This is a genomic window from Prevotella communis, from assembly GCF_022024115.1.
GTDB classification, from domain to species: domain Bacteria; phylum Bacteroidota; class Bacteroidia; order Bacteroidales; family Bacteroidaceae; genus Prevotella; species Prevotella communis.
Genome location: NZ_CP091792.1, coordinates 1,718,994 through 1,732,257, shown reverse-complemented (window position 1 = coordinate 1,732,257; position 13,264 = coordinate 1,718,994). Strand labels below are relative to the sequence as shown.

Here is a 13,264-nt window from a genome sequence, read left to right as displayed (position 1 = left end):
CTTACTCTTCGTTCAACTCATCACCCATACGGTATTTTATATCGTAGTTGATAATAAAGTCAAGTTCCTCATCCGTAAAGCCGTAATACTTGGCTAGAATCTTGTCAATCTCGTCGATGATTGGTTTAGATTTCTTTGGAAAGAATTGCGCGAATCGTACCGCACCTCTATTAGCATATTGATATTCTGCAACCTGGATATTGTTATTTAAGTCAGCATTAAGTTTTTCTGCCTCTTTCTTTAGTGTATTATCTGACAAATTTTTGGGAACCCTAATATCTGATATATATTTTTTCGTTAAATTGTAGCAGTCTGAAAGTACTATCCAATAATAGAAGAAAGTGGAAGAATTTAGAAGAGAAAAAGCATAATTCTGATATTTTTGAGAAATCTCCCTCTTTTTATATGAATCAGCAATGTTTAAGCCACTATTTATGAGGGTATCGATATTCATCAATGCCTTACACCAATAAATGGGTGCTGCATGATAATAAATATAACTATCGTTGAAAAACTCTGAAGCCAAAGGTTTACCAGACTGTAAAAGTTTCTCTATAACAGATCGTCCTATTTCTCCATCTAGTTTTGGGGCTGAAACGCAATCATAGCATTCCACATATTTTATTTTATTAAATAGAATTGAGCGTTCATTTGCATAATATTTCAAATATCTGCAAACATATTTATGAGACACATTTGATTTTCTTCCTATATATATACCCGCTCTAATTTTTACTCCAGTAAACAATTCTGAAGGGTTCCTATCTCCAGAATAGTAACTATTCCAACTCTCACAATTGTGATATATTAGATTTTGGTATTTTGCAAATCCATCAATAGACATACCACTAAGAGGTATGATATACCCTATTGAAGATTTGCCATTAGATATACTTATACAACGCTCTCCTACAAGTGCGAATAAATTCTTAGAATCATAAGAAATGTAGTGTCTAACGTTATATGGAATACTTCTGTCTGTAAATGTCACATACGGCGGATTACCAATAATCACATCGAAACCTCTATTACCATTTATTATATCGTAGTATTCTGCAAGCCAATGGAAAGGTTGATGAGACTTTAACCATGCATCATAGCCTAAGCCACCAAAGTATTGAGCCTCGGTTGCTGTGGATGAATATAATTTCTTATTTAGAAGGTCATCTAATTTCTTGAGACGTTCTTTTAGCTCCTTCTTTGCATTGCGATAGGTATCCAAGTCCGCATGTTGTTCAAGTTGTACTTTTTTGAAGGTGTTGTAAGCATGGGCCACGATATCCATTTCAACATGTACCTTGTCTTTGAACTCTTGACGTGCGAACATATCGCCCTCAACTAAGTCTCTTTCCAGGTCAGCCTCAGTTGCATATCCTACAAGGGTATTGCCACAACGAATATTAAAATCAATGTCTGGCAATGGGTCGAGACCAAGATTCTCTTCACGAGGATTTACATCCACAACTGCGACCATCTTCAGAAATAGTCGGAGTTTGGCTATTTCCGTAGCCTCAACCATAATGTCTACGCCATAAAGATTGCGCAGAATGATGTTCTTATATATGAAATAGCGGATATTTGAGCGATACTTTCCATTAAGTTCACTCAGTTCCTCTTTGAACTGATTGTCGTTCTCCCTATTCCATGTTTGCATTCTGTCAATACATACCTCGTAAAGTGGCTCAAGGATATTGAGAGCTGCAAAGAGAAAAGCACCAGAACCACAAGTGGGATCAAGGATAGTAACCTTGCGTAATTGGGCATAGAAATGCTTAACAAACAAGTGGTCATCTGTCTTTGCAAGGAAGTCTTGCACAAACTGTCGGATGTCGAGATTATAAGTAATAAAGTCGTTAATCTCGGTTAGCACACCATTCTCTAGCTTATTTTTGATATCAGAATACCTTTGCAAGCGTTCTATCGTCTCTCGCCATATCTCTGTTGGCAAAGCAAATGCTTCAGGAGTCTTTTCATTCCAATGGCTACGACGCTCCAAAAGGTTAGGCTTCGTAGTATCAATACCAATGGCGATCTCCTCTGGTATCTCTAAGTCTGCACCTTTCTTGACTGCATCAAAAATATAGGTATCACCACTCTGTTTGAGGAATTGCCAGACTTCACCATTGGATTTAAATGGCTTCTCGTCCATCTTCTTTGTGGCATCCATCAAGAATGGCAGAATGGTGTTACGACCAATATACTCTGTGATGTCCTCCTTAGTATAGTAGGCACCCATCTGAGCACGGTCGTTGATGTACTGTTCAAATATATAACCCAGAACGTCCGGATTGATGTCCTTACCGCTGGCCGTCAAACGATCATCAAGATGCCAATGCCACTGGTCAAAGAAGGCAAAGAGGCTCTCAAAAGCTTCATCAGCAATATCAAGCTCGGGGTATTGTTCTTCAAGTTCATGAATACTAAACATACCACCATTCAGATAAGGTATGCGTCCGTACTTCTGGACAAAGCCTTGCTCATGTCTAGGCGAGTTTAGTCCTTCATGGAAAAGACTTAGCAAAAATCCTTGATAGAAAGTTCCGTAGAAGCGGTCTTCGCCTTTCTCATTCTTAACCCAAGCCAACTTATCACGCAAGTAGTTGACATTTCTATCGAGGAATCCTTTCTTCTGGATGAAGTAGCAGAACATCAGGCGATTGAGCATTACAGAGGTGTACCATTGCTTATTGCGGTTTTTCTTCAAGTCTGTAATCTCATCATCAATACCCGTGATATACTTTGCAAAGTTGGTATGTTCCTTACGGAATCCAGTATAGAAGTCCTTGGTTATTTTCTCCGAATTAATAATGAAGCCTGCCTGTACCTTTTCCTTTACATCCATGATGGTAGTAATATCATCATAGGCAAATGTAAGGTCAGTCATCTTAGAATACAGGAATTCAGCCTTTGCTGCAGAATCGTATTCTATCAATACCAAGTCACGTTTATCAACCTTCTTCACAGGCACTACCCACAGATGATGCTCAGTCTGAGGAATATAATAAATACAGATGTAGTCATTGGCCTGTTTACGCAGTTGCGTATCAATCTTCTTACAGCTAGAAGATGTCGGAATTGCGTCAACCTGACATGATAACACTTGGAACCCACTACGTACAGCTATCTGTTCGAAAGCATAGTTTGTATCATCAATGATAATATTTGGAAGACGGATACTACCTTGGGGATTATTCCACCCCATTTCCGCAATAAAGAGCTCTTTGAAAGCTGAGCCTGCAATTAGCTCTTTGAATGTCTGTTTGTTCATCATATCAATCGTACTTTAAGCCCATCGAACAGATGATGGTTGGATCTTTATGCGTGTTATTGTTCTCATCTATGCGGCAGAGGTTATTGTTTGCATACAACTCCAAAATGGTATCGAGCACATCATCGTTGGAATTGCTGCGCAGCATTCGTCCCAATGTAAATTTGGCACCCTCTTGCAACTGATAGTTATAGACTGCATCAATAGCCATCTTCAGTTGGTCTCTACGCTCACCTTGCAAGAAGAGCGTAGGCGGCTGATTATAGAAGTGTTCCATCAAATCGATGATACGATAACGTGTACTGAAGCGGCTACCCAAGATACCGCTTACGCTGGTATTGTCTGTACGAATACCGTTAATAGCCTTACCTACCAGTTCCAAATGATTGTCGAGTGGAGAAAGAGCAGGTTCGTCTGCGCTACACGCTAAAGCCTGAAGGATGCGACGCTGCGACTGGCTGATAATTTCCCCCTTGGAGTCGTACCACGTCAACACATCGAAATCATTATGCGTCTTAGCGTAGGTAATAACGCCATCCTCTATAGGACTTGCCGCTTTCTTTGTAGAATAGATAATATTGCTTAATTGAGGAATAATCCGCTTTAGCTCAGGATTAGCATCTGTGGCATTCTTCCATATCTGATAAGCCTGTGAGCCCAGGTCAACATCTACATCGTCCTCATCTTCATCAAGTGAACCACTCTTCTCATTATACATATCGCGGAGGTTCTGCTCGTTGCCCTCGAAGAATATCTCATCACTACCCACGATACTGGCATTCTCGTTGATACGAGCATTCAAACGAGAACGAAGATTAATAATTTTCTCGACACCATCTGCAGGGAAGAAAGAATAGCAGTATATCTCTTTTGCTTCCTGTCCAATACGATCCACACGGCCAGCACGCTGTATTAGTCGGATAATGGCCCAGGGCAAGTCAAAATTCACGACGATATGTGAATCCTGAAGGTTCTGACCTTCTGAAAGTACATCTGTAGCTACAAGTACACGCAGTTCATCAGATGCAGATACATTGGCTTTATTACTCAGAGGCGAGAAGCGATCAACTATCGCCGTTGGATTTTGCATACCACCAGTCACCCGGCCAATCCTTTGCATTCCACGTTTCTTCAACTGACGATAGATATAGTTGGCAGTATCAGAATATTGAGTAAAGATAAGTATCTTCTCTTTTCCGTGTTCTCCATTAAGGAGTTCTTCCAGCATATTCAGTTTCTGGTCGTCTTGAGGTTCCCATTTTCCACAAAGCGAAATCATCTCTATCAACTGGTCACAGTCTTTACGCAAATGACTTTTCAACGTACGCTTGAAATAGGTAGGATCTATCCAACGAACATTGTTTTTCTCAGCCAACAGATTATAATAATCACGAGCCTTATCCATATAGACCTTCATATCTGTAGGAATATCCAGCTCATTGTAATCTCCTATGCTACTTTCATCTTGGTCATTGTTACTGAAAATATCGTTGATGTCGGCATCCTCAATATATTCATCAGGCAGAGAGTTCTCATCACCAATTGGTAATGGTAATTTGTTCTCGATAGCATAGATAAACACGGCATTTCGAAGAATGTGACGATAGAGTGTCAATAGGAACGAGAAGCCACTACTATCCATACGCTTGAAGAACGTACTCTTACAGAAACCCATCATACGTTGGCCTGCACGAGAAAGGTTCTCCAATAGGTCCTTATCAGCCTTAGATGCTTGGGCAGTCTTAGAACTATCCTCATATTGCGATAATCCATAGCGAGGTAACAGAAGATTTTCCATCATCGATATCATATCATCTGAGTACAATCTACTATACTGGTCACCCTTTTCTGTTTTGAACTTTAACGCTTTAGGGATACGCTCTGGGAAATAGCTCTTACGACCATCATTAAACTCAAGGTATTTTCCTCTGCTGTCAGACTTGGCATAGTTATTCTTGATAAAGGTTCGTGTACGACGTACCAGGAACATCTTCATTAAGTCCATCCAGTCATCGGCACTATCACTCTTTTCAAAAGCCTTGATACTGCGAATGTGCACATCGCTATGCTTTTGTAGGAATGCTCGGTCGCCACCTAGTTCAGCAACATAGTTCTCTGGACGAATACCCAAGTCATCATCCTCGCTGATAAAGAGTTTCAGCTGACTACTCAAGTCAGAATAATCTTTGTTATAGGGCGTAGCGGTCAGTAAAAGCACCTTGCAATTCTGACGTTCAATCAATGCTTTGATGTTCTGATAACGTTTACCGTTATCGTTACGCAGGTTATGACTCTCATCGACAATAATTAAACGATAATATCTTGCCTGCTCTACATCAATAGGTTTCGCCATTGACATGATGTCTGCCTTCAAGTCGTATTTCTTACGATACTTATCCCACATCTCCTGCAGATTGGCAGGACAGATGATTAGCGTGCTACTGGCATAGGTCATCTCGAAAATCTTGGCAATGGCACACGCAGTAATGGTCTTACCCAATCCTACTACGTCGCCAATCATTGCACCACCACGCTTTTCACTATTTAGATGGCGAGCTGCAATTTTTACTGCCGTTTGTTGAAAGTCGAACAGGTCATGACGAAATTCAGGAGGAAGTGAAAACTCTTTGATACCAGAACGTGCCTCTTCACTCAGATGGTAGGCCGTTTTCAAGTAAATATAATATGGGGGAATGGTTCGTTCACTAGCCCAACTTTCGTCAATGGCCTTGATAAGTTCTTCTGTGATATCAATACAAGTGCGATCATTCCAACGCTTGTCGAACCAAGCAGCAAATTTATCGTTCTGGTCATCATCACCAAAGAGAGCATTTAACTCACCGTTACCAGTTAAACCAGAATAAGTCAAGTTGCTACTACCCATCAATGAAGTAATAGGATGAAGCGTATCTGAAGGACAATGAGCCAGATAAAGTTTTGCATGAAGTGGTTCACGAAGATAGAGTTTTACACATACCTTCTTTGCCTTGAGTTGAGCTGATAGGCGGCGAAGAGTCAATTCATCCTGTTTAGTGGGTAGTCCCAATAACAGTTGTTTTCTGAAATCGCGAGCTATCTCCATTTTACATTGCAACATCTTTTGAGAGTCTATCATCTCAGGCCCTGAAGCTGAATAGAATTGCTTAATAAGGTCTTCGTTTGGTCGTTGCATACCTATCAGCAAGCGACAGTAGCGAAACACTCTATCTTCGTTTTCGTCTACATAGTCACCCTCAATATTGTCTACCTCATTAATAACTAGATTCCAACCTCTAAGATTGAAATAACCAACACAGAAGTCTACACGTTTAACTCCACTTTTGGATATCAAACTTTTCAGACCCTCTGTGAACTTTGACTCAATGTTGTCAAATATCCTTGCCATGTCTGCACTTATGTTTTAGGAGCATAGCACTTATCGGATATAACGAGATTCTTCACCTACCAATAGACACAGAAATAGCGTGGACCGCTTATCCGTGTCTGGGTGGTGAGAGAAACCCGTCTCGAATGATAAGTGAAATGTCCACGCTATAAAGCGCAGACACTAGACATTATCCATATTCGAGACTCGTATACTAAAACTCTCACCTTCTAGACACGCCGAATAACTGCTAATGCTGTTATTGTTATTTTACCCTCAAAAATCATACCGGCTCTCTGCTCTCAGAGACTGATGCTTTGCAGCATGCGCTGTTTCTTGAGACCCTTACGGGAACAAGCGACCAGAGGTCGAACAACGACAATTGCCGGTAATTGCCTACAAAGGTAGTAAAAAAAAGTAATCTTGTCAAATAGTACAAGAAAAAAAATGAGATTTAGAAAGATTTCCTCTCAAAAATTTGGAATTAACGAAAATACTTCCTATCTTTGCAACGTAAATCAATTCGATTTACTATCCGGGCAGAATCCCGAGAGGGCAAGACTATATCGACACTACCCATTTAAAAGAGCCTCTTCTGAGGCTCTTTTTGTTTTATCTCAAATATCTTTTCATAAACATTTTGATGTAGCAATTACCCTCTACAAAACGACGTGAAACGGATAAGATTCTATTTCCTCTTATAATTAGCACTTCTCGCGCATTCGTATTTGCTTCAAAATAGGATTGTACATCTTTTGCTAGCAGACGAGGAGCATAATCCGTTAGCATATTCAGAACCACATGATTAGTCTGACCAATGGATTCCATAAGTCTATTACTAACGGATGATTTACCGGTAATACTCTTTAGATCGAACAATTTAAAAACTCCTTTGCGTTCGAAAATAAAATCTGCAGTTCTGATTCCTTTGGGATTTGGCAGTATATAGACACGATAACCATGATTCGATAATTTTCGAGCAGCCTTTATCAGATTGTCATAATCCGAACTTTCTTCACCAATGGCACTAAAAATATTAGTCTCACCAGCAATTGGGCGGAATTCGCCACAGTTGACAATAAGTTTTAATTGATTGATAAACTGGGCACCTTTCAGATAGTGTAGATCCTGTAGCTCGTCAGCAAAACCTCTCCACGGAGTCTCTTCTGCCAACAGCACGGAGCCGTCTTCCTCACAAGGTTCAAAGTCAAATATGTTGTCTTCAATGATTATCGGTTTCATACGAGATGCAAAGGTACAAAAAAGTATGCAATCTGTTTCCATTTTTGAAGAAAAAAACGTAGCGAAACACACTATATAGCTGAAATCATGAATTCACTCGAGTGATTTCATGATTTGAGCTAGCTAATTCGATGAATTCACTCGAGTGAAGATTTTGGGGGTGTGAATACATTAAACATTAAACATTAAACATTATAATTCTGAACCATGAAGAACAAGACATTTTGGAAATTCGCGATTCAAACAGCCATTAGTGTGCTGTCGGCCATTGCAACGGCACTGGGTGTGACCAGCTGCATGGCGTAAATTAAAAATTACCTCAAGGAGCAGACACTGCTCCTTGAGGATATACTAACCATTTAATAGTCGTCATCATTGTCATCGAAACCACTATCATTCCAACTGATGCCTTCACTGCTGTTGCTCACACTCTTGGCAAAGCCGTCGGGACTGCCACAGATAATGTGCTGTTGCTGCAATAGCACTGCCTGAATGGTGGGTTTTATATACTGTTTTTTCATATCAGAATCCTCCATTTATTTAATAATTACCTTACGTCCATTATTCACATATACACCCTTCACACTGGGCTTGCCACTGAGTTTACGTCCGTCTATGGTGTACCATCCATCAGACATCTCACTTCTCACATCAGACATCGTTATGATGCCCGTTGTCTCACCCTCCTCGAAGTTCATTACGAAGGCGCGGGCTCCTGCAACGCCGCCGTCGGCAGGCACATAGAAATGACAGCGGAAGGTCTTCAGCGTCCTGGCGTTCTTAGAGTAGCCCAGTTTGCTACCACTGCCCAGCATGACGATTTCGTTCAGGTTGCCCTGATTGTCGCCTATAGCTCCACTTTCCACGATGCTGAATGGTGAGTATTGCCCCAAGAACTGGCACTTCTCACTGCTATTCTCAATGCTAAACTCAACAGGTGTAGGAGTCGTACTGCTGATGGTAACACCATTGAACACGGGATCGGTGATATCCGTAAGCGGCGCTGAGGGCTGCTCGGTGCAGAACTGCAGTTCGGCCAACTGGAACTGTAGGCTGCCGTTCCATCGGCGTGTAGCCTCAAAGCGGAAGTGCGTGTATGCCGTCGTGTTGTTGAGTGCAAAGACGGTGCACGCGTTATCGGCCAGTGGCAACTTATCGTTGGCAGTGTTGTCAACAGTGACAAGCGTAGTCCATTGGGCATCATCCTTGTTCTTGGCCATGATGGTCCACTGTACTGGATTACGCCTTCCCTGCTCGTCGTTAGCCGTCCAAAGCGCATAGCCTTTCGGCGTGATAGCTGTCGGGTAGTGGAACTCCACGTAGGGGTCATTGTCGCTCAGTCCGTACTTAGTGCTTGTGTTGCCGTCCACCAACTTATTGTAGTTTTCTCCCTTTTCCAGGTCTGCGTTCCAATTGCTGTTCTGTCCGCAGTCCACAGTTGCCACTTCGTTAATGAAGCCCAATGCTGTAAGGAATTCATCAGACGGAGAGAAAATCGGTCTCTGTGGATTGCTCTGCGTCCATTTTACGATATATGGCTTTCCGGCCTCGATTGCCGTAACTGTCTCGAAGTTCAGTGTCAGTTGGCCGTTGGCGGCTAGGTTAGACGTAGAAGTGTTCAGTTCCTTGATTATAGCCCCATAGAGCGGATGCGTCGTCTCTGCCATCTGTGCAGCGCTTACGTTGAATGGCAGGCACAGCGTATTCCATTCGCCCGACCTTGTCAGCGTGCGGCCAAAGAGCGTCACATTAGCATCCTTGCCGTCGTTGTTGCTGATTATCGTGCTGTTATCAGCATCATTGGCCAGTTCCACCTCATTATTCAATATCAGCGTCACTGTCAGGTTAAGGCCATCGCCCCAATGTGTACTGCTGTTCGAAACAAAACTTATTGTCATGCTTCGACCAGAACTGGTTTTAGTGGGAATATCTGTATAGTAGCCAGACGTTACAGGAATAAGCACATCAGCAGCGTCATTGGTACCGTCATAGACAATCAGGTAGTCATTAGGTTCAGAGGTATCAACGCGGCCTGAGATTTGCAACACATAGCCTTCAGGGGCAGTAAGAACGAGGTAACCATTGCAGTTGTCGCTGTAGTAGTTATCAGAGCCGCGATCGTCATAGACTTTGAACGACTGGACACCTGCAGGGATCGTCACCGTCGTTGTGCCCGTCTGCGGCATGTTGATATAGATGTCATTTAGATTATTGGTCAACGTCGGGGTGACGGTAACTGCCGAGGCGGGCATGGTGAAGGTGGCGGTGTTAGCCCAGAAATCTCTAGTCACCGTTACAGGATTGCTACTGCCATCAGTCACGCTGAGGTTGGTAAGCACATAACCTTTATCAGGCGCTACCGTCAGGGTGACCACATCACTTGCTTTTGACTGCGTTACGTTTATACCTCCAACAGTAGCAGTAATGCTACCATTCGTCACAGAGCCCAACCCACTAATGTCATACTTCTTATTGGGGTCAATAACCGTCACCGTCAGGTCAAGTCCGTCGTACCTGCCACCGTTGTCCGAATAGAAATAGAGCCTCATGCTACGACCGGTGCTGAAGACGGTAGAAATAGCGGTTGAGGTGCTACTACTTGAACTATGCGCCTGGTTGATAAGTATATGCTTATTGTCCGCCTGGTCACCGTCATAGACAGTCAGGTAGTCCACATTATCTGTCGTGATATTGCCCGAGAGTTGCAGCTGACAGCCCTCTGGTGCGGTCAGCACGAGGGTGCCATTGCAGCCGAAGTCGTAGCTGACGTCCTTGCCGCCATCGTCATAGACCTTGAACCAATGTACATTCGCCGGGATAGTTACAGTCTTTTCGCCCGTCTTTGGCATGTTGACAAAAATATCGTTGGTGAACGTCGGGGTGACAGTCACTTCCGAAGCAGGCATGGTAAAGGTGGCAGTATTTGCCCAGAAATCTCTGGTCACTGACACGGTCTCGCTGTTGGCGCCCACCACGCTGAGATCGCTCAGTACATAGTTATCAGCAGGTGTGACTGTCAGGGTGACAACATCGCTCAATTTAGCCTTCGTTACGTCCTCGCCACCGACCGTAGCCGCGATACTACCATTCGTCACGTCACCTATTCCGTTAATGGTATATTCAGCGCTGGCGTCAAGAACCGTTACCGTCAGGTCGAGGCCACCCAATTGATAATAATCGTCCGTATGGAAATAAAGCGTCATGCTTCGCCCAGTGCTGCTTACTGTGGGAATAGAGGTCGTCTCGATAACCGAGCCGCCTGTGCTATGCATTTCATTGATGAGTATCAGAGCGCTCTTGTCGCTGCCATCATAGACAGACAGATTATCGCCGCTACTTGAATAGATTGTGCCCGAGAGCTGGAGTCGGCAACCCACAGGGGCGGTCAGCACGAGGGTACCATCACATCCGTTGCTGTAGTTGCCTCCGGCACCGCCGTCGTCATATACCTTGAACGAGGATACGCCAGCAGGAATCGTCACATTTCTAGTGGCCTTTGTGGGCATGTTAATGGAGAGGCTATTCTTGCTGGTGAACGTAGAGGTGACAGTGACTGCCGAGAGGGGCATCGTAAAGGAAGCGCTGTTCTCCCAATGGTTCCACGTCACATCCACGGCGTTACTGTTTTCATCGACCACACTCAGGGCATCAAGTACATAGCCCTCATCGGGGGTGGCAGAGAGGGTGACCTCATCTTTCCACTTGGCAGCAGTTGCAGCATTACCTCCGACAGTAGCAGCGATGCTGCCATGCGTGGTATTACTTAATCCGCTGATGGCATATTCCATCGTGGGGTTATATACCAACACCGTCAGGTCGAGACCGGTGTAATTATTGCCAATAATCGAATAGAAATAAAGCGTCATGTTGTTGCCGGTTGAGGTAACAGTTGTAATGTCCTTCAACTTGCCCTGATCGCCCCTGCCGCTCACTGCATCGACAAGTTTCGTTCCACTGGCTTCATTATTATCATAAACAGTCAGATAATCAACCCCTTCATAAGTAGCAATGCCACCCGACAGTTGCAGCACGTAGCCTTCGGGGGCAGTCAGCACGAGGGTGCCTTCACAATTGTTGCTATACCCACTGGTGCTGCCGCCATCGTCATAGACCTTGAAAGTCTGAACACCTGCAGGAATCCTCACCGTCTTTACGCCATCCACCGGCATGTTGACAGAGAGGCTGTTCTTATGGGTGAACGTCGGAGTGACGGTAACAGCCGATGGAGGCATGGTAAAGGTGGCATTGTTTGACCAAATGGGCCAACTTACGCTTACGTCATTGTTACTGGCGTCCTTAACGCTGAGATTACTGAGGATATAGCCATCGTCTGGTGAAGCTGTTAGGGCCACTACGTCCCTATACTTCGCTTGGGTTACAGTAGCATCATTAACTTTGGCAGTAGTGCTACCGTTCGAAACATTCTCCAATCCGCTAATCTCATGTAGCGTATTGGTATTGATAAGTGTCACCGTCAAGTTGAGGCCGGCTCTTTGATAGGAGTTACCTGTTGATTTGAAGCAGAGGGTCATACTCTGATCGTTGCTGATGACGGTGGGAATATCAATCGCCAAACCATTATTATTGCCACACGCCCCATCGATGAGTTTATCAGCTTTATTATCACTACCGTCATAGACATACAGGTAATGATTATTTTCAGAACAAATGTTACCCGAGAGTTGCAACACATAGCCATCTGGTGCAGTCAGTACGAGGGTTCCGTCACAGTTGTCACTGTAAGTGCCGTCCTTGCCGCCATTATCATAGACCTTGAAGGTAGTGATGGTGCCGTCGAGTGTCAACGTGCTTGTGTCTGTTGCAGGCATGTTGATATACCAGTGTGCCGGTGTACCAGCTTTCTCGCCTGTATCCTCAGTGAGGCTGACGGTTGTCTGTGCCCACATTCCCTGTATCACGGTGCAGAGCAGGGCGATAATGGTTAAGAATTTTTTGTCCATTTTTATTAGGTTTTAATTATACAAATTATAAAGATTATAAATTACGTAGTTTTATTTCGTTGGTAAACTTTTGCAAAGATACAAAAAAATCCGTAAAGACCAAATAAATGGATAAAAAAAAGAGAGCACTCTTCTCATATGATGCCGGGGACTGGTACCTGTCACCTCTGAATAATATTTATGAGTCATTTATGTATATTTATGGTCATTCGTGTAGCGTCGCAGACAAAAATATCCATGGACAATTCAAGTAAGTAAAAAAGTATACATAATTACGGGCCTTAAAAATGACCCGTTAACTAATTTAATCGTTTGAGTTAACTCAAATCATGAATCGAGTTAATTCAAATCATGATTTGAGTTAACTCAAATTTTCAGGGGTATTATAAGGGGGAAATATAAGAATTGAAAATACTATACAAAACACCA

General features: G+C 43.2%; 6 protein-coding genes. 1 reads left to right on the top strand and 5 read right to left on the bottom strand.

The window, feature by feature from the left end:
• Window position 1: 1 nt before the first annotated feature.
• The 3 genes from L6468_RS06830 to L6468_RS06820 form a co-directional block, all read right to left on the bottom strand.
• Window positions 2–3,271: an Eco57I restriction-modification methylase domain-containing protein gene (locus tag L6468_RS06830; protein WP_237796592.1), complete on the bottom strand. Its 3,270-nt coding sequence runs from the start codon at window positions 3,269–3,271 to the stop codon at window positions 2–4.
• Between the two features lies 1 nt (window position 3,272).
• Window positions 3,273–6,653 (bottom strand): helicase-related protein, encoded by a 3,381-nt coding sequence (locus L6468_RS06825; RefSeq protein ID WP_237796591.1) that lies wholly within the window; start codon window positions 6,651–6,653, stop codon window positions 3,273–3,275.
• Between the two features lie 591 nt (window positions 6,654–7,244).
• Window positions 7,245–7,874: a hypothetical protein gene (locus L6468_RS06820; protein ID WP_237796590.1), complete on the bottom strand. Its 630-nt coding sequence runs from the start codon at window positions 7,872–7,874 to the stop codon at window positions 7,245–7,247.
• Window positions 7,875–8,081: 207 nt separating this feature from the next.
• Between L6468_RS06820 and L6468_RS06815 the strand changes: the two genes are divergently transcribed.
• Complete coding sequence (locus L6468_RS06815; RefSeq protein ID WP_176756895.1) at window positions 8,082–8,180, top strand: smalltalk protein; 99 nt, start codon at window positions 8,082–8,084, stop codon at window positions 8,178–8,180.
• Window positions 8,181–8,233: 53 nt separating this feature from the next.
• Here L6468_RS06815 and L6468_RS06810 read toward each other — a convergent pair whose 3' ends face one another.
• Both L6468_RS06810 and L6468_RS06805 read right to left on the bottom strand, forming a co-directional pair.
• Window positions 8,234–8,395, bottom strand: a complete 162-nt coding sequence (locus L6468_RS06810) for a hypothetical protein (RefSeq protein ID WP_176944318.1) — start codon at window positions 8,393–8,395, stop codon at window positions 8,234–8,236.
• Between the two features lie 15 nt (window positions 8,396–8,410).
• Entirely contained in the window at window positions 8,411–12,835 is a 4,425-nt protein-coding gene (locus tag L6468_RS06805) for an InlB B-repeat-containing protein (protein ID WP_237796589.1), read from the bottom strand.
• Between the last annotated feature and the right edge of the window lie 429 nt (window positions 12,836–13,264).